The organism is Kovacikia sp. CALU 1929 (assembly GCF_056784235.1).
In genome coordinates this window covers 206990-225132 of sequence record NZ_JBXBCF010000090.1, presented here as the reverse complement: position 1 = coordinate 225132, position 18143 = coordinate 206990, and the positions used below count along the sequence as shown (strand labels likewise).

The window sequence follows — 18143 nt, the reverse complement described above, 5'->3', positions numbered from 1 at the left end:
CGAGAATGCGTTTGCGGGAGTGAAACGATACAGGATTGTGAGCGATGTTTACAGAAATCGTGTGACTAATTTTGATGACCGTTCGATGTTGACCGCAACGGGGCTATGGAACTTCTATTTGATGGCGGCTTAACTTCGATGGAACTGACAAGGGAAGAATTTCCCTTAAAAATTCTTATTCCGCAACAAGTCTATTGGCAGTTGCCTTACTCAACTTCTCTGATGTCACAGATCTGGCGAACTGGTTGGAGCAGTGAGATGGGCGATCGCTCTACTTTGTTCACAACTTTAAGGGCACTCAGTACCAGTACATTGGCGCTGGCATAGAACCAGACCAAACCAGGTATTTGGGTCTGTCCAGGTTTGCAGTGGTTTGAGCGCATGGGATTCCAGCCGTTCTGTCAGAGTGGGCAGGTGAAACTTGCGAGAGATTTCCGTGTGGATAGTTTCACCCGCCTGCAAAGTCGTTTGGAAATCAAGTGCCTCCAGCTTGATGGTTTGGGTTTCCAGGCTACGCAGATGCATTTCGATCTGATGGGCGATCGGGTTGTAGAATGCCCAATGCTCAAACTGCTCCAGCGCAAAATTTCCCTGAAAGCGCCAGTTGAGATGGTTGAGGATATTGAGATTAAAGGCAGCCGTAATGCCTTGAGAGTCGTTATAGGCCGCTTCAATAATGGCGGTATCCTTTTGCAGATCCACACCCAGTAGAAAAAACTCACCGGGTTTGAGGGCATTCTGAATGCGGCTGAGAAAGCGGTTGCACTCCTGCACATTTAAATTACCGATGGTGCTGCCCAAAAAGATCAGCATCCGGTTTTCCAATTCTCTCACTGGAAGTTGGGCAAGTGCCTGTTCATAGGTGCCTGCCAGCCCACACAGCTTTAACCGGGGGTAGGAGTGTAACAGTTCCAGGGCGGTGGTTTTTAGAATTCCGGCACTAACATCGATAGGGCAGTATTGCAGTTCGTTGTGCAGAGTGTTGTAGGCTTCCAGCAAAATCCGCGTCTTACGGGAACTACCGCTACCCAGTTCAACCAGTTCGCAGGAACCTGTAAGCTGGGCAATTTCAAGGGCGTAGGTTGCCAAAATGGACTGTTCAGTCCGGGTAGGGTAGTACTCTGGCAAATCCGTGATTTGCTCAAACAATTGGGAGCCGCGATCGTCATAAAAGTATCGGCAGGGAAGGTATTTGGGGGTTTCCTGCAACCCCTGTCGGATATCTTTCCCCTGATCAACCGTTGTCTCAGAAGAATTCAACGTAATCCAGCGGAGGCGAGAGTTTTCCTGTTGTCCAATGGTCACTGCGTTTGTCTCCTTATTTTAATGTGATGTCAGCGATCGCCCCGCCCGTCAAAATATAATTCTTGCTAAACAATCCAGCTAAAATGCTCTCACTTCTTGCCCCCAGGTTCCAAACTCCCAGAGAAATAACGTGTCTACATTTAAGGGCATATTTTACTCAGGTCGTAACCCTCTTCATCCCCATCTCCCCATCTCCCTACCCCCTGTCCAATTAACCCTCCATCGACTGAGTTTCGCCTGAGATCTACCTTTAGGCAGAATAAATTTGCCAAAAATAGTTGCTTCTTGTTGCCTGGAGACCTTGCAAACTGTCCCATCCCGTCTCACACTAATAAGTGGGATAGCGATTGGCAGATGGGGGGACTTGTGAAAAAAGTATTAGCAATTATTTTGGGCGGTGGCGCAGGAACTCGCCTTTATCCGCTGACTAAGCAACGGGCTAAGCCTGCTGTCCCCATTGCGGGTAAGTACCGACTGATTGATATCCCAGTCAGTAATTGCATTAACTCTGAGATTTATAAAATCTACGTTTTGACGCAGTTCAACTCCGCCTCGTTGAACCGCCATATTGCCCGCGCCTACATCTTTAGTGGGTTTAATGATGGATTCGTTGAAGTACTGGCAGCTCAGCAAACGCCAGAAAATCCGAATTGGTTCCAGGGCACAGCAGATGCAGTGCGGCAATATCTCTGGCTGTTTCAGGAATGGGATGTGGATGAGTACCTGATTTTGTCCGGTGATCACTTGTATCGGATGGATTATGCCGATTTTATCCGTCGTCACCGAGAAACGGGTGCCGATATCACCATTTCTGTTGTTCCGATGGACAACAGCCGTGCTTCAGACTTTGGCTTGATGAAAATCAACTCTGAAGGGCGGGTGATTAATTTCAGTGAGAAGCCTAAGGGGGATGCTCTGAAAGCAATGGCAGTGGATACCACTGTCCTGGGACTGTCTGACACAGAAGCGAAGCAGTTTCCCTACATTGCCTCTATGGGGATTTATGTCTTCAAGAAAGAGGTGATGGGTGAACTGTTACGGAATTCCCCAGACCAGACTGACTTTGGCAAAGAAATCATTCCACTGTGTGCCGATAGCCACAATATTCAGGCATATCTGTTTAACGACTACTGGGAAGATATTGGGACGATCGCCGCATTTTACGATGCCAACCTGGCACTCACCCAACAACCCCGCCCGCCGTTCAGTTTCTATGACGAGAAGGCACCGATTTATACCCGCACCCGCTTCTTGCCTCCCAGCAAGCTGCTCGACTGTCATGTTCGGGAATCCATTATTAGTGAAGGCTGTATTCTCAAGAATTGTGCAGTGACCCACTCTGTTCTGGGGGTGCGATCGCGGGTAGAAGCGGGTAGCACGATCGAGGATGCTCTGATCATGGGGGCTGACTATTATCAACCGTTTGCCGAACGTCAAAGCGGAGAGGACTGTGACAGTAACCATATTCCAGCGCTTGGAATCGGTTCCGATACAATCGTCCGTCGCGCCATTATTGACAAAAATGCTCGCATTGGCTGCAATGTAAAAATTATCAATAAAGATCGGGTCGAAGAAGCGGAGCGAGAAAACCTGGGCTTTTACATCCGCAGTGGTATTGTTGTAGTTCTGAAAAATGCGGTGATTCCAGATGGGACGGTGATTTAAAGTGAGGGGTAAGGGGTGAGAGGTTGTTAAAGAAAAGGAAACAGAGGAAAAAAAGGGGTGAGGGGTGAGTTAGAGATATTTACTTCTGAACTTTCAACTCTCAACTCTTAATTTTCAACTCTCAACTCTCAACCCTCTTCGCGTCCTTCCCTTCCCACTCCTCACTGATAAAACCGGGTAGCAAAATTCTGCGATCGCGTGGGAGACAGTTCCCTTGCCTTCAAAATGGCGGCTCCCAGAAAGGCGTAAGACATCACACCGACGACTGCCAGAAGGACCGGACTGATGGTGCCAGTTACGTTCCAAAGGGTGTGGAGAACCGAGGCAGTGAGATAGCCAACCAACAAAATTCGCCAGCGACGGCGGGGGCGTAGCACGCTTAAGCCAATGAAGTAACCCAGGTAGCCGCTGTATGCCATATGTCCGGCAACAGAACCCATGACGCGGGGAATCAGCAATTGCAGGCTGGCAAGCTGGGCGGCTCCCTCACCAGCGGTCAACGTGGCTTTGTAGATGTCGGGTACATACTGTCCCAGCGTTTCTACCAGGGTGAAGCCAACCGCCGAAGCACTGCCTAACAAAATGCCATCTAGGGGTTCTCTCACCCCCAACCGCTCCCGCAGGGGCGATCGCAACCCCATGCCCAAAAGACAGGCTAGCAGAATGGGAACTGCTTTCAACAGTTCCTCCATCAACCCGGCTCCAAAAAACATTTTGATCAGCAGCACCGGAAAGCTGACAGCGGCATCGTTTCCTGGCAGGCTTCCCGGTAGAACAGTGCGGAATACATAGATGAACAGATCTAGCACCGGGCTAACCAATAGCAGTGCTGTCGTCGCCGCCGATGCTACCAGCAGCCACCAGGGTTTGTGCTTCCCGCAAAGCTGGTAAATAAAGTAGTAAGCTGCCCCTGCCAAATAGGCTGCCAGCAGCATATTAAACAGTGCCGGTTCCCCAACCGAGAGAAACAGGGATACGACAAAGGTAACAGTGGCAACTCCTGGCAGCAGATAGGCTTTCGCTGTTAAATGCCGCCCCGTCGAAAAGATGGGGAACAGTTGCGTCCAGCTAACGTGTTCAGGTTCGTGAAGAGGCGGGGTTCTGGCAGGGGGTGGTTGGGTCGGGCGCAGAGAGGACTTGTGGAGAGGTAAAGCAGGCAACCTGGCTCCCTTGATGGATGGAACCTCCGGCAGTGGCTCGGTACTGGTTTCAGACTCAAACATAAACTGGGGACCATCCTGCCCCAGCATGATGCAGTCACCCGCCTGCAAGACCTGACAACCCTTCAACCGCTGCCCATTGACATAGGTGCCATTCGCACTGCCCAGATCGCAGACTTGCCAGAATTGATCGCCATTGGCAACATTGAATCCCAAAACAGGGGCAACTTCAGCGTGTCGCCGGGATACTGACCGATGAATTAAGGGATCTAGCACCACCTGGCAGCGCGGATCACGCCCCAACGCCAGACTTTCCGTTACCGGCAGCGGGTAGCGGGGTTGTTTCTGCTCTGGCGAGTTGGGGTGGGCTAACTGCCGGAGAAATGCGATCGTGCGAGCCTGTCCCGTCATTAATGCAATCAGGTGTTACTGTTGAGGGTTACTTCTGGTTTGCCCTGGCATCGCGAACGGCTGCCATAAAGAAGATGACCACTAAGGGAATGGTTACTGCCAGAATAGTACTCGTCATTGCATTACCTAATTCCGGATTCCCAGAGGAAAGCTCAAACACCGAACCGACCGCCGCGATCGCCGAGATACAGGAGCCAGCCAAAAATACACCGCTTTTTGGAGTCACAATCTTAAAATCCTTTTGATAGAACCCATAAACATTGAACGATAGAAGCTCTGATAGGGCATTGTCCAGAACCTACCATGATAAAGTTTACTGTCCAAAGCCCTTGTTTATCATGCAAGGCACTTCACACTTAAGAATTGTGCCTGCTGTTCCAGAATAGGGTTGAATGGTGCTACCAAGATCCCCGGTGTCTTGTTGAGCGTAGATTAGTTAACTGAGTCAACATCCCAGACACCGGGGATCTGGAGGTTGTTCTGTCGGTGATTGGGATGCTTCACTTTCTTGCTCTAAATAATCTGCAAGAGAGCGACAAATCAAAGCATAACGTTGCTCTGGTTCTAAATAACGATACTTCCAGCGCCAATCAAAGCCGCGTCTGGCATGTTTTAGCCAGTGCCGACAAACTTCTATAAATAGGCGCTCTGCACAAGCTTCAAGAGCACGATGGTCGTTCGTTCTTTCAGGTCTAAGAGTCAAGGTCAATTGCCGTTTTCGCCTTTCCCCAAAAATATTACACAGTCCATAGTCCTTCCGAAATGCTCCCTGCTCAAAGGCTTCAAACAATAGCATCCCTGCGGCAGAAGCATATTTTGAGGTTTGCCGATCTCTTTTCGATTCTATTTTTCTGCGCTCAACGTAATCAGTAGCACTGTAATCCACGACTATTTTGCTCTGCTCCTCCCAGAAACGTTCAAGCTGTCGGGCAAGGGTGCGGAGTTGATTGGCGATTTGGCGGAGTGGCTCTGTCAGAATTCTTGATTTCTAAGGAACGGGTTGAACGGCTCTGGTTGAAAAACCATGCTTGGCGAGTTCCTGGTTCAGCAGCAAGCTATTTTCTACCCGATCTACAAACAACACCCCATTCAGGTGGTCAATTTCGTGTTGAATGCAGCAAGCCAGCAAACCAGTTGCCGAGAGTTTCTGGGGACGACCATTTTCGTCCTTATAGGAAACCTCAATTGCTTCCGGTCGCTTCACATCCAGATAAATATTGGGGATGCTGAGGCACCCTTCCTGGGTCACTACAATATCTGCGCTTGCCCTGGTAATGGTGGGATTGATCAAAATGAGCGGCGGCGTGGCTGCTTCATCGGGTTTGACATCGACCACAATCAACTGTTTGTGAACCGCAACCTGGGGCGCAGCCAACCCAATCCCATCGGCACTATACATCGTTTGCAGCATCTCGCGAATGAGTTGCTTGATCTCGACATCAACCTTAGCGACCCGTTTCGCAGGCTGGCGCAGGACGCGATCGCCCAGATGGTAAATTTCCAGGGGTGGCTTTGCTAATTTCTTCTTTTCGACCAAAACCTCAGCAGTCATGAACCTAATTACTCGCAATGATTCCGCTTTAGTCCCATCTTAACTAATCCTGGTTCTGGAATGACCGTAACACCGTCCAAATTCTTTTCTAAACCTCGCCTACCTTTTTTCTGGCATCTGGCACCTGCTATATAATGCCTCCATCTCAATACGATTTCAAAAATTTATGGGGAGTTGACAATTATGACCCGTTCAAATGGGGGCTTCTGGGCTGACTTTCGCAAATTTATCATTCAGGGGAACGTGGTTGACCTGGCAGTAGCCGTCATCATTGGCGGTGCCTTTGGGAAAATTATTGAATCCTTTGTGGGAGACATTATCACTCCAGCCATTTTGGCACCCGCTCTGCAAGCTGCCAACGTTGACAGTTTAAACAGTCTGGTAATTCCGGGTACTGCGATCAAATATGGTGCGTTTCTCGCAACAGTCATCAATTTTCTAGTCATCGCTTTCTCCATCTTCCTGGTGATTCGTGCCTACGAGAAACTCAAGAGACGGTTCGAGCGTCAGCAAGCCGTTGAAGAAGCTGCCGCCCCCGATGCTGCAATTGCTGTACAACAACAAACAGCCGACGCGCTCAACCGGCTGGCACAGGCAATGGAGAATCGGGGAATTTAGAATGAAGTGAGGGGTGAGAGGTCTTTTCAAACCATTGCCTCCAAGGGTGAACTGTCTTTGGGCAACGATCCTGTCAGCGTCATCCATGCCTTCTGGAATGATCTGAACCCGACCAGTCGCTCAGATTTCGATCGCTCAATGGAAACCTTACCTCCCGGTACCCGTGGCATCAGCGCAAACATTTTAGCGGCTCTGTCCATTGCGTTTGAGGCGATGAATTAGTTGGCTAATAATTCCGATTGGGAGTTGCCAGGTTACGGAACTGCGTGAACTGGGATTCAAACAATAGTTTTACGGTTCCGGTCGGTCCGTTTCGGTGCTTGGACAGGATGACCTCTGCAATGCCGCGATCGGGCGTGTCGGGATTGTAGTACTCATCCCGGTACAGCATCATAATCAGGTCCGCGTCTTGCTCGATCGCGCCTGATTCCCTCAAGTCACTCATCATTGGGCGCTTGTTGGTGCGCGATTCCACACTCCGGCTTAACTGGGACAGCGCAATCACCGGGACATTCAGTTCCCGCGCCAGACTTTTGAGTGCCCGCGTCACCTTCGATAACTCCTGCACCCGGTTATCGCTACCCCCTTCCATTAACTGCAAATAGTCCAGCATCACCAGACCGAGGGCACCCCCCTGCTCTGCCTGAAGTCGTCGTGCCTTAGAGCGCATCTCGGTAATGCTGATGCTGGGGGTGTCATCAATGAAAACGGGTAACTGGGACAGGGTACTGATGGCGTGTCCGAGAGGTTCCCACTCGTTTTGGCTGATCCGCCCTGCCCGCAACCGACCACTCTCAATCCGAACTTCGCTTGCCAGTAAGCGCTGGACTAACTGCTCCTTCGACATTTCCAGGCTGAAGACCGCTACTGGTAGTTTGTGAAAAGCGGCAATGTTACGAGCAATATTCAAGACAAAGGACGTTTTCCCCATTGACGGGCGACCCGCCACAATGATCAGGTCGGAACGCTGGAAGCCCTGAGTCATGGCATCCATGTCATAGAAGCCACAGGAAAGACCGGGCAGCACCATGCCCAGCGATCGACTCTCAATATCAGTGAAGGTGTGGGTGAGAATGTCAGCCGTCGCCATCAATCCTTGCTGCGGACGTTCCTGGGTAACCCCAAAGATTTTCTGCTCCGCTTCATCCAACACCCGCTCCAGTTCCACGGAGGAGTCGTGCCCCAGGTGGGAAATCTCATTGCCCGCTCGAATTAACTGGCGGCGCATGTACTTTTCCATCACCAGGGTGGCGTACTGGTCAATGTTGACAGCGCTGACGGTGCGATCGATCAGTTGCACTAATTTGCTCTGCCCGCCTACTTTTTCCAGCAAACTCCGATCGCGCAACCAAGAGGTAATACTCATCAAATCCGTAGGATTTCCCTGGCTCTGCAACACCAGCGCTGCCCGGTAGATTTCCTGGTGGGCACTCAGGTAAAACGCCTCCGGGCGCAACAGATCCGCGATCCGGTTAATTGCCTCTGGATCTAGCAAAATACCGCCCAGAATCGACTCCTCCGCATCAATATTCTGGGGCGGCAGGCGATCGCTGTATGCCTGGAAATTCAGTTCCTGAACCATAGTGAAATCAATCGGGAGTGGGAAGGGATAACGGGCTGAACAGACTTTAACTGAAACTGAACAGAAATTTAGGCAAGCGGCTCAAGGGAAGCCCTCTACTTGAGACTTCTGATCCTAAGCTATATTTAGCGGTTTCAGTGAGAAATTTAAGAATCTAGCACTACATTCAGTACCACGATCCTGCCCATGTGCCGATTAGAGCCGTCCAATCCACTATTTTTAGTATATGAGTACTAGTCTAACAAAAAATTACACCCGTTCCGCCACCCGAAGTTTTGCTGACCGAGACCTGCTATTGCTCTCGACTTCCGCTTCTGTGGGTAAAATCGGCTTTTTGGTCAGGACGGTGAGCCACTCCGATTCTCTGAAACGGTGTTTGACGATGCGGTCTTCCAGGCTATGAAAGCTGATGATGGCAATTCTACCCCCTGGCTTCAGCCACTGGGGAGCCTGGTTGAGGAACGTTTCCAGCACTTCCAGTTCGCGGTTGACGGCGATCCGGAGTGCCTGAAACACACGGGTGGCTGGGTGAATTCGACCGTAACGGTACGCCCTGGGGACACAGTGGGCGATCGCCTCTGCCAGTTCCGTTGTGGTTTGAAATGGTCGCCGCTCCACAATTCGACGGGCAATGCGGCGAGACAACCGCTCTTCGCCGTAGGTGTAGAAAATATTTGCCAGTTTTGTTTCGTCCCAGTAATTGATCATATCCGCCGCAGTCAACTCCTGGCTTTGATCCATGCGCATGTCGAGCGGTGCTTCCAGACGAAAGCTAAAGCCGCGATCAGAAATATCAAATTGAGCAGAACTCACTCCTAGATCAGCGAGAATTCCGTCAAATTGAATGTTGACGGCATCAAAGATGGCAAAATTGGTGTGGTGAAATTGCACCCGCCCGTTGTAGTCGGAAAGTGCCTGTTGCGCCGCCGCGATCGCCTGAGCATCCTGGTCTAAAGCTGTTACCTGCACATCCGGCGCAGCCTCCAGAATTAACCGACTGTGCCCACCGCCCCCCACCGTTGCATCCAGGTAATGCCCGCCTGAACAAACTGCTAACCCTGCCACCACTTCTGCTCCTAACACGGGGATATGGCTAAACTCCGAAGCAGGTTGGTCAGTTCTATCCGGGGTGGTCTCAGACATATAGCAGGTGCCGGGTGTTAGGTGTCGGGTGGGAAAGGACGGCGGAATAAGGTTTTACGCTTTCTAATTTGTCCTAACCCTGATGGCAACCGCTATGGGAAAAACCAAAAGCAGTGATCAATACTCCTCTCCCACATCCTCTAGTGTTTCCCCGATCGCTTCGTCTTCCTCTGCCACCAGCTCGTCTCCAAATTCCTGTTTAAGGGCTTGAACCATTTCAGAGAGCGCCACGCATTCAAGCGAGGTTCCCACTACATACAACGGAGTTTTTTAAATGCGCCAATCACCGTCTTCTGATTAAACACTTGATATTAAACCCAGCAGGGCTGATAGGTTTCCCCCGTGCGGGTTTTAATCAACACTTTCTGAGCAGGTTCACCAAACATAGACTTGTAGACGCGATCGCACCCACCCATTACAGCAGCTTTTGACCACAATTACCATATAGGGTAAGGGGCAGAGGGCAGCAACTCAAAAATCAAAAATCAAATGGAAAAGGGGGAGAGCAGGACGGAGGCGCGATCGCCTTGCTGCTGCGACCGCAACAGCCAGACATGCGGCAATCCGGTATACTCCACAGGAAAAGCGAGAGTGTTTTCCTGATAAATGCCCCAACGTATGCGCCAGGATTGTCCGAAATTGTCCTGCTGGCAAGGATTGCATCAGCGACAACCCGATGAAAAGATAGGTGGTGTACCAGTCAAACGACCCAAACTTGGGTGCTTCCAGTACCGCTGCAATGATTGAGAAATAATTGATTTACAGGAGTAAAAATGTTACATAGTTAATTACCTGTGAAGCAAAGAAAGTATAGGAATGTCGCGATCGCCCTCAAACTCGCCGTTCGACTCCGATCAAAACCAGCCCCATAACGATTCTGATTCCCCTCCAGGATATTCTGAACAATTCCTACCACCCCCTAAGTTGACGAGTGCCGAAGCGGGGTGGAGTAGTTTCAACTTAGAGTACCATCATCCTGTGCCATCAGGAGAAACCCCAAAACTATGTTTCGATCACTACGCGATCGCGGTCACACTTGGACAGGGTTTTCAGCTCGATTGGCAAATCGAGGGAGTTGCAAGAGGTCGGGTGCAGCGGCAGATGCTTTTTCACGGTGGTATGTCTCTTGTTCCCATGCAGCATGCTCACTGGGGAGCGTGGAATCAACCACACGAAGGATTCGCGATCAGTTTGAAGCCAGAGCTGCTGACTCGCAACGCCGCCGAATTGTTAGCAGTTGATCACGTTGAGTTACTGCCTCAGAACCCCCTGTACGATCCTCTCATTCTTCAGATTGGGCTGGCACTCAAAGCAGATTTAGAAGCCCATCGACCTGGTGAACGACTGTATGCAGAGACAATGGCAACTGCCCTGGCAGTTCACATTCTGCGAAATTATTCAGCCCATAGCCATCAGTCTGTTCGTTATTTGGGTGGCTTGTCTCTCACACAGTTGAAACTGGTGACGGGCTATATCAATGACCATCTAGACCAGGAGTTGAGTTTGGAGGAATTAGCTGCGATCGCCCAACTTAGCGCCTATCACTTTTGCCGTTCTTTTAAGCGATCAACTGAGCTGACTCCTCACCAATACGTGATTCGTCAGCGGGTGGAGCGGGCAAAGCTCTTACTGAAAGACGGAAAAATGGGAATTTCAGAGGTGGCGATCGCCTGTGGTTTCACCCATCAAAGTCATCTAAATCGTCACTTTAAGCGATTGACAGGCGTGACCCCAAAAAAATTTTCCAAGTCATAGCAATTTTGTGCAAAAGCAGCAATCCGGTGCAAGATTTCACCAATGCACTTAATGTAACTTGATCGGCAGCAAGATTGCACTTGGTTTTAGACGCATTAGCAATGGGGAGAAACCCCTGAGAATACGGGCTAAGGTTTCATCTAAGAGACGTTTTTGCATTGCTCTCACAACTGTTAGCCCTCCTTAGTCGTCCTCAGGTTCAAGTTGCGTGAATGTTTCTGGAAAAAACTCAACAGGTTCTCAATCATGGCAAAGATTGCACTTCAAGCAGCTAACGGTCAATATGTTTGTGCAGAAGGTGGTGGTGGTCAACAGGTAGTGGCTAACCGTAGTGCGATTGGTCCCTGGGAAACGTTTACTTTAGTGGAGCTTGGCGATAACAAAGTCGCATTGCAAACGGCTAACGGTCAATATGTTTGTGCAGAAGGTGGTGGTGGTCAACAGGTAGTGGCTAACCGTGGGGAAATTGGTCCCTGGGAAACGTTCACTTTAGTGGAGCTTGGCGATAACAAAGTCGCATTGCAAACGGCTAACGGTCAATATGTTTGTGCAGAAGGTGGTGGTGGTCAACAGGTAGTGGCTAACCGTGGAGAAATTGGTCCCTGGGAAACGTTCACTCAGATGATCGTAGAGGAGTCGCAACAACCTCATCCTGCTGTTCCTCGCTCACTTGAGACAAGCGATACAAGCAATTCTCTAACTGATTTCGATATGTGTCTTGCCCTTGCTCAAAAGGCGATCAATGACCAGATGAAAGCGGCTTGGGAAACATGGATTGCCCGTTCCGAGTTTTCCACCACTGGTGAGATGGAAGATTTTGCTTTAGTTAGCATTTTCCCACTCAAAAAGGATGGAACTCCGTCTTCCTATGGATTGGAAGCAGAATTTGCACCCTTAACTATTAGCTTAAATGTTGATAGTGGCAAACTTGGGCAGGTTAAGGTCACACTTCATTTAAAGTCGGGCACAGTTTTTTACTTTGACGAAGAAAGTGAAGAGAAATCATCCTGGAAAATAAAGGATTGGAGTATCTCGTTTCTCACAGATCTTGATAAAAAGCCTTGCGATTTAAACGTACTTAGGGAAATTGATCCTCAAGCGCACGAAGCTGCATCCAAATGCATTCAAGAATCTGGTTTGCCTGATTCTGTATTTTCCATTGAATATTTATTCATGAAGTTTACAGATGTCGATCTTCTCCTCTCTGATAATAAGGATATTAATATTCCTCCTGATGTTCCAAAGGGCGCATCAGAAAAGGCAAGAAGTAGCTTGAATACCTTGCTACAAGGAAATAATGGTGAGTTCATGTTAGGAACTGTAGTGCGTCGTAGCAAGACCCGATCTGAAGGGGCAATTCCGACGTTTGCCCTAACCGACTTTATTTTCAACGTTAAATCTGATCCTGTTCCAGAAGCAAGCACTCTGAGTTATCTAGGAATGTTTTCCAGACGACCTCTACCAAGTGATTGGGATACAGCCAGAATTGCACTCAAAGATAACTGGGTTCGCCCTGCCATGCTAGATGGAACAAAGGGTTTGATCTCAGGAACGATGGCGATTAGTAAAGAACGCTTTGTAGATCAGTACCTGATGGGACGGGTTTTCGAAAAGTTGAAAAGATCCCCAGTTCGAGACGTATCCCAAATAAAGTGGAGCTTTTCAGATGCATCGGAAGAGAGACGCGAAACAAGCGACATCATTGATCGGAAATGGAACGCTGGCAAGAGTTGGAATCTGGAGATTGCTATCGTTCCTGGCACTAATAAATTAAGCCTAACCGGACGTGTTGCTAGTTATGCTCATATGGATGGATACACTAAAAAGCTTGGGAAATTAGGTGGTTACCATACAGAGTGGATACGTCAAGAGGGGCATAGAAAGTTCTCTAGCCAACTGACGTTAACGGGTGGAGGTAGCGGTTCAACGTTTGATCTAGAGCCAGATTTGAGTGACCTGAAGTTTGAATCAATGCAGATAGATAAGGATGAAGTTAAGGGTGGTGCTAAAGTCCTGGATGCCATTGGAGGTGTACTCAAAGAGATGAAGTTTATCGGTCGTACCGTCTCGGAAAAGCTGGAAAATCAACAGAGCGATCTCGTGGCAGGTCTCAAAGCCCACTTAACAGAAGCGCTCACCCAGCTTGAGATGGATCTGAGCCAACAGTCTTTTATTCCTCCAGGCGCGGGAGTGTTTAGCTTCCAAAATCCTCGTTTTTCATCTGCGGGAGATATTTTATTCGATGTCATTTATCTAGCGCCTTGATCTGCCATTAGAAAACCGCATCCAGTTCTCCTTATTCTTCAGAAATAATCACTGCCGAATACCGTTCATCATCGTGCAATTTTGAGGTCAAGTATTATGAATTCTCCCCATGTACTGAGTTTTTCTGCTAACGATGTAACGGGCAAAACAGCTCGGTTCACGGTTGGAACAGACATTATTGACTATATGGAATCTTCCCGTACGTTTGGTCGAGAAGATCTTTCTGATCCAAATGCAGATGGGCGATTTCAGCGGCGGATGGTTGCCATTCCTGATAAAAAGGGTGCTGTCGTAACACCAATGGTGCTAACAATCAGCAACAAAAATGATCTTTATCTTGTGCGTAAGGATGATGAGTCTAAAAGTGGTGACGGTTGGAAACTGATTGAGGTTAGTAGCGCATTTAAGGGAGTTTTAGGGGATAATCTTCGAGTCCGTGCCCATGCTGCTGGTTGGACGGAGGATGATCGCATCACCATTGCTGTTGCGGTAGATGATGGGTCTTCCGAAAGAAGCCGCGTTTTTGTTGCTTATGACCTGAGCAGCCGTACTAGTGACTGGGAGAACATCTCTTGGATAGACTGCGGTAGCCGGGAGGATATTCGTGTTGAAGGTATCCGGGTTTTAGATGGTGGGGATGGTGTCTGGACAATCGTGCTGGCGGGCGATCGCGGTCCAAATGACACTCTATATTTACTTCGTAGCAATACCCAACGGTCTTTTGCCCAAGCGCTAGTTTTTACCACTGCCGTAACTCTGGAAGAAATCCTGGACTTTGAAGTAGCAGTGCATCCGTTGCTAGGTTCTGGAATCGCTGTTTTAGGCACCAGTGTAGGCAAACGCGACCTTTCCTTCCGTCCCTTCCCAAGCTATAAACCTGATGGAAGTTTTGACTCCATTCCTCCCGTAGAAGCGTTTCCCTGTCCGGCAGGAGCCAACGTTTTAGAGTCAGGATTGACCAAACAAGTTCAAAAGGGACGACGCAGAACCTATTTTGGTACTGATATTTACGTTGGGGGTCAGGGAGTTCACCAAATTCGGGCGTTCGACATCCTCCAGGTTGGCATTAATGGTGGAACGCTTGACCCGATCGTTGTTGCATCACCTGATATTGCCCCCAATGTACAGGATCTGATCGTGGGGGATGTGGGGGATGGCACAATGTCTGTTTGGGCATTGTTGCAAAACGGCGATCTCAATGTTGTTAGAAAACCTGCTGCTGCCCAGGAATGGGGCAACCCATTGCGTTTGCGGGTTGGCGTACAGGCGATCGCCCCTGTGCATGGTGATGAACATCTGACGACTTCTTTGCTGATGGTCTATGCCAATGGCAACGCAGCTTTTCTGTGCCGGGATGAAGGTCAGGGTGTCTGGCAAGAGCGCCCTCTGGCTGTTGCCAACCCTGAAGAGGTGACAAAGGTGACTTGCTATGGCACGACCCTGCGAGTACTCGGCGAGGGCAGCATTCCTACACCGGAGATCAAAGTTAAAGTGTCTGCCTCTGTCCTATCCAGTGTTGTTTTGAATGGCAATGCTGTGTTTATTGGACCTGGTATTTCCTTTGAAACTGAAACCGATGCAAATGGTGCTGTCAGCCTGTTCGATCGCGTCAAATCCTTCACCCCTGCCATCTATCGGTTTGAAATCGATGGGTTCGAGCAGTGTATTGATGTAAACCCTGCCAATGGAGTACATGAGCGATTTAAATCGATTACGGCTGATGAACTGAGAACTGCAACAATTTCTACACCAGAAGGTGAGGTGCCATTGTTGCCAGAAAGTTTCCGAATGGGGGCAGATAGTAGCCAGGTTGATATTGTGGCTGCTTCATTGAATCAGGTGGCTACACTGGCAAACTCAGCAAGTGGAGTTGTAGCAGGGGTTTCCGAAACGCATGCTGACCAAGCTTTTAGCTCTAAATTACGCACTGAAGTAGTGCCAGATGGCTACCGCTGGGGTATTCAGGTGGATAGCAACGGTAGCGTAAAAATTGTCGAAGGCAGTCTGATCGACCAAATTCTGGATGCAGTTGAAAACCCAGGAGAATTTTTCAAAAATCTTGGTGAAGGAATTTCAGACTTTTTTGAAGGATTATTCCAAAAGGCGAAAGCTGGAATAACCTTTGTAATACAGAAGGTCAAGAAGGCAGCTAAGGAGGTATTCGAGTTTGTCTGTGCTATTGGCAATCAGATTAAACGTTTTGTCATTGACTCTCTTGAAAAAGCAGGTAACTTTTTTGAATGGCTATGGGAACAGGTTAAAACAGGTCTTGAAGCAGCTTGGGAATATCTAAAATTTCTCTTTGATTGGCAAGATATTCTCCGTATGCGCGATCTAATAGTCGATGGAGTAGATGAATTTATCCTATTGCTTAAAAATTCCAATAATTACATCAAAAATGCAATAGAAAAAGGATTTGACTTCATCCTTGCTGAACTTGAAAAGTGGGATGCAGATGCTGCTTCTACTGGAAAGGTTGACAAACCAACCTCTGAAAATAGTTTTTTAAATACACTTAGAAATGCTACAGAACCAATACAAGATGTTATAGATAAAATGACTGGGAATAGCGCTGTCACCTGGGTTACGGAGCAAGTCAATAGCTTGTTAGATGAAATTATTGAAATTGAAACTCCAGGTGATTCTCAAAATTTCTTAGATTCTCTCAGCTCTTTTCTTGAGGATACTTTATTTGCCGTAATGAATGAAGCCTGGAGTTTGTTTGAAAACATTCAAACAGATATAGTTGAGTTTCTTGGCGAGGGAGGAACCCCCAATCTTAAGGATTTAAGCTTTGAGACATTGAAGAATCTGTTTATATCAGCAGGTTTGGATACTCTCAAAGGATTGATTCGTGTAGTCAAGAGACTAATTTTGGCAGTTTTCGACGTAATGGAACTTTTGGCAGATCTTGTTCGCGACATTCTGTTTACAAAAATCCGATTTCCTTTTATTGAAAAGCTAGTCAAGTTGGTTACAGGTGGATTAGTATCAGTGGATACATCCTTTAGCCTTGTAGAAAGTATAACGCTACCACTTGCTGTTATATCTACAATAATCAGTAAGTTGATTCTTGGAAAATCACCTTTTCAAGGAGGAAATACTATCGTTTTTGATCATCAAGCGATAGTAGTACAGTCGGCAACTAGTGGTCGTGAAGTCGCTGGCATTATTAATTATGGGTGCTCACTTCTAGCATTGATATTTACTGGAATCTCAGTCAAACTTTACCAACCCATTGCTCAGGGGTATGAGGTATTAGAAGGTGAACCTAGATACTTGGTTTTTGGAAGAATTCCAGCCACAGTAGGGAAACTTGAGATTTTCGCATTTTTAATTGAATTTGTAGCGCTCGTAACCGGTTCATTTAGTATAGATCCTGAGGAATTAGAAAAGGACCGTATGGCGCAGGCTATGATAGGGCTGAATAGTGCCAATTTATTCCTTGCTTTACTTGCCTACTATTATAAATTGAGTGAACAGGATAAATGGGAAACTCGGTGTATGCAGGGTATTTCAGCTATAACTCTTATCAGTCTTCTAGTAACAATTGTTGATTATTCTATTAAACTCAGTCATGTTGATTCATCTGATGCAGCTTCTGAAGGTACTGGGTTTGCTGGGAGTTCTTTAGGTGGGGTAGGTGCCTCATTTGCTTGCGCAGGAGCATTTTCTAAGAAAGCCGAGAAACTGAGTTTGTATCTAGGAGCAGGATTTCAAGCCTGCGGTTTCGCAGCAGACACAGCTGCTTTAATTATTGACCTTGTATAGTTTAGATCTATCATTGACCATCTCAGTGCAGTCTCACCATCGCTTTTTTTTGTTTCTCTGGCTAGACGTTTGAGCAGAATATCGGTTCTTGTCTGAGGTTCCGCTTTCTTCAAAACGCACAGAATCCCAGCAATTATTGCTACTGCACCACTTGTTTTGCCAAACTCACTGGGTTCAGCGAAAATTGTGGTGTGGCAACCCGTACCAAATGTCATATGAAGACGCTGGGTATGAGTTGTTAGCCGGAACCCACCCTTCCATCGTTCCACTTCACCTACACTAATTACCTCTCGAATAATTGCTGGCCAAGCCATTCCTTGCGGGGACTTATGCCGAAATTCTGGATACCAATTTCCGGCTGGTGCAACCGTCGCCACATTCATCTCTCGCAGATCTGCTATCTGTTGTTGTAGTCGGCTACCCCGATGTTCGGCATCAGAGGTTGAATGACTAAAATCAGCAAAGGCAGCACAGACAATATTAATTTCTAACGATTCACGATGCTCCAGTATCCATTCAAACGCTTCTTCCACTTTCTTTCGATCGCGCAAAGATCCCCGTCGGTTCATCAGTCTAATCGGAACTAATCGCGTATGAGGTGCAATAGACAGAATACTTTTGGCAACGGCTGTACCATGAGTGCCGTTATCATTGGTGTCGTCAACTTCACCCTCGCCACTCAAGTTAATGCCAGGAAGCATCACAGGATTGCCCAGGTGCTCTGGTGAAATTCCAGTATCGATCACTGCAACTGTAACTTGATTGTTCACAATTCACTAGTAAGAAGTCATTCAATAAAATCAAGTTTACGCTAGATACCAAAAATTATTTATTAGTATAGTTGCCTGGCAGATTGAGTAGATGTAACGAGATTCTCATATACCATTGGCTGAACTATGGAAGTTCAGAGACTTCC

Annotated in this window: 16 protein-coding genes; 7 read left to right on the top strand and 9 right to left on the bottom strand. The window is 48.0% G+C overall.

All coding sequences use genetic code 11. The annotated features are described in order from the left end of the window. The first annotated feature begins 105 nt into the window (after positions 1–105). The gene (locus AC1S52_RS25460) at positions 106–327 is read left to right on the top strand and encodes a hypothetical protein (RefSeq protein WP_482031846.1); all 222 of its coding nucleotides are present in this window, start codon (positions 106–108) and stop codon (positions 325–327) included. On the opposite strand, the gene egtD is transcribed toward AC1S52_RS25460, so the two are convergent. Further along, positions 289–1305 (bottom strand): L-histidine N(alpha)-methyltransferase, encoded by a 1017-nt coding sequence (gene egtD / locus AC1S52_RS25455; RefSeq protein ID WP_482031845.1) that lies wholly within the window; start codon positions 1303–1305, stop codon positions 289–291. The two genes, AC1S52_RS25460 and egtD, sit on opposite strands and share 39 nt — an antisense overlap. Before the next feature lie 366 nt (positions 1306–1671). On the opposite strand from egtD, the gene AC1S52_RS25450 reads away from it, so the two are divergent. Further along, on the top strand, positions 1672–2970 hold the full coding sequence (locus tag AC1S52_RS25450; RefSeq protein ID WP_482031844.1) for a glucose-1-phosphate adenylyltransferase: 1299 nt from the start codon (positions 1672–1674) through the stop codon (positions 2968–2970). A 161-nt stretch (positions 2971–3131) separates the two neighbouring features. On the opposite strand, the gene AC1S52_RS25445 is transcribed toward AC1S52_RS25450, so the two are convergent. The 4 genes from AC1S52_RS25445 to def all read right to left on the bottom strand — a co-directional run bounded on the left by AC1S52_RS25445 (position 3132) and on the right by def (position 6093). Next, positions 3132–4541 (bottom strand): PrsW family glutamic-type intramembrane protease, encoded by a 1410-nt coding sequence (locus AC1S52_RS25445; RefSeq protein ID WP_482031843.1) that lies wholly within the window; start codon positions 4539–4541, stop codon positions 3132–3134. 28 nt (positions 4542–4569) lie between these two features. Then, positions 4570–4767, bottom strand: coding sequence for a hypothetical protein (locus AC1S52_RS25440; protein ID WP_482031842.1), 198 nt, complete (start codon positions 4765–4767; stop codon positions 4570–4572). A 219-nt stretch (positions 4768–4986) separates the two neighbouring features. Beyond that, the gene (locus tag AC1S52_RS25435; protein WP_482031841.1) at positions 4987–5427 is read right to left on the bottom strand and encodes a hypothetical protein; all 441 of its coding nucleotides are present in this window, start codon (positions 5425–5427) and stop codon (positions 4987–4989) included. A gap of 102 nt (positions 5428–5529) precedes the next feature. Next, a complete protein-coding gene (gene def, locus AC1S52_RS25430; RefSeq protein ID WP_482031840.1) occupies positions 5530–6093 on the bottom strand; it encodes a peptide deformylase in 564 nt (187 codons plus the stop codon). A gap of 183 nt (positions 6094–6276) precedes the next feature. Here def and mscL point away from each other — a divergent pair, with 183 nt between their 5' ends. Together mscL and AC1S52_RS25420 are read left to right on the top strand one after the other, a co-directional pair. Next, entirely contained in the window at positions 6277–6711 is a 435-nt protein-coding gene (gene mscL / locus AC1S52_RS25425) for a large conductance mechanosensitive channel protein MscL (protein ID WP_482031839.1), read from the top strand. Between the two features lie 57 nt (positions 6712–6768). After that, complete coding sequence (locus tag AC1S52_RS25420; RefSeq protein ID WP_482031838.1) at positions 6769–6933, top strand: hypothetical protein; 165 nt, start codon at positions 6769–6771, stop codon at positions 6931–6933. 4 nt (positions 6934–6937) lie between these two features. Here the strand turns inward: AC1S52_RS25420 and dnaB are convergent, their stop codons facing one another. The 3 genes from dnaB to AC1S52_RS25405 all read right to left on the bottom strand — a co-directional run bounded on the left by dnaB (position 6938) and on the right by AC1S52_RS25405 (position 10099). Next, on the bottom strand, positions 6938–8293 hold the full coding sequence (dnaB, locus tag AC1S52_RS25415; RefSeq protein ID WP_482031837.1) for a replicative DNA helicase: 1356 nt from the start codon (positions 8291–8293) through the stop codon (positions 6938–6940). A gap of 249 nt (positions 8294–8542) precedes the next feature. Then, positions 8543–9436 carry a 16S rRNA (cytosine(1402)-N(4))-methyltransferase RsmH gene (gene rsmH, locus AC1S52_RS25410; protein ID WP_482031836.1) on the bottom strand — a complete coding sequence of 298 codons (894 nt, stop codon included), beginning with the start codon at positions 9434–9436 and terminating at the stop codon, positions 8543–8545. Positions 9437–9907: 471 nt separating this feature from the next. Continuing rightward, positions 9908–10099, bottom strand: coding sequence for a hypothetical protein (locus AC1S52_RS25405; protein ID WP_482031835.1), 192 nt, complete (start codon positions 10097–10099; stop codon positions 9908–9910). Between the two features lie 315 nt (positions 10100–10414). Between AC1S52_RS25405 and AC1S52_RS25400 the strand changes: the two genes are divergently transcribed. The 3 genes from AC1S52_RS25400 (at position 10415) to AC1S52_RS25390 (ending at position 17227) form a co-directional block, all read left to right on the top strand. Beyond that, entirely contained in the window at positions 10415–11191 is a 777-nt protein-coding gene (locus tag AC1S52_RS25400; protein WP_482031834.1) for a helix-turn-helix domain-containing protein, read from the top strand. 246 nt (positions 11192–11437) lie between these two features. Continuing rightward, positions 11438–13456, top strand: a complete 2019-nt coding sequence (locus tag AC1S52_RS25395) for a fascin domain-containing protein (RefSeq protein WP_482031833.1) — start codon at positions 11438–11440, stop codon at positions 13454–13456. A gap of 96 nt (positions 13457–13552) precedes the next feature. Next, the gene (locus AC1S52_RS25390) at positions 13553–17227 is read left to right on the top strand and encodes a hypothetical protein (protein ID WP_482031832.1); all 3675 of its coding nucleotides are present in this window, start codon (positions 13553–13555) and stop codon (positions 17225–17227) included. On the opposite strand, the gene AC1S52_RS25385 is transcribed toward AC1S52_RS25390, so the two are convergent. Next, positions 17173–17997 carry a S8 family serine peptidase gene (locus tag AC1S52_RS25385; protein WP_482031831.1) on the bottom strand — a complete coding sequence of 275 codons (825 nt, stop codon included), beginning with the start codon at positions 17995–17997 and terminating at the stop codon, positions 17173–17175. The genes AC1S52_RS25390 and AC1S52_RS25385 overlap by 55 nt on opposite strands. Between the last annotated feature and the right edge of the window lie 146 nt (positions 17998–18143).

What these genes read in the sequence shown, in the direction of transcription:
- rsmH (WP_482031836.1), bottom strand. Translation starts at nt 9,436, where the DNA reads ATGTCTGAGACCACCCCGGATAGAACTGACCAACCTGCTTCGGAGTTT.
- AC1S52_RS25395 (WP_482031833.1), top strand. Translation starts at nt 11,438, where the DNA reads ATGGCAAAGATTGCACTTCAAGCAGCTAACGGTCAATATGTTTGTGCA.
- AC1S52_RS25390 (WP_482031832.1), top strand. Translation starts at nt 13,553, where the DNA reads ATGAATTCTCCCCATGTACTGAGTTTTTCTGCTAACGATGTAACGGGC.
- dnaB (WP_482031837.1), bottom strand. Translation starts at nt 8,293, where the DNA reads ATGGTTCAGGAACTGAATTTCCAGGCATACAGCGATCGCCTGCCGCCC.
- AC1S52_RS25405 (WP_482031835.1), bottom strand. Translation starts at nt 10,099, where the DNA reads ATGCAATCCTTGCCAGCAGGACAATTTCGGACAATCCTGGCGCATACG.
- AC1S52_RS25460 (WP_482031846.1), top strand. Translation starts at nt 106, where the DNA reads ATGGAACTTCTATTTGATGGCGGCTTAACTTCGATGGAACTGACAAGG.
- mscL (WP_482031839.1), top strand. Translation starts at nt 6,277, where the DNA reads ATGACCCGTTCAAATGGGGGCTTCTGGGCTGACTTTCGCAAATTTATC.
- def (WP_482031840.1), bottom strand. Translation starts at nt 6,093, where the DNA reads ATGACTGCTGAGGTTTTGGTCGAAAAGAAGAAATTAGCAAAGCCACCC.
- AC1S52_RS25445 (WP_482031843.1), bottom strand. Translation starts at nt 4,541, where the DNA reads ATGACGGGACAGGCTCGCACGATCGCATTTCTCCGGCAGTTAGCCCAC.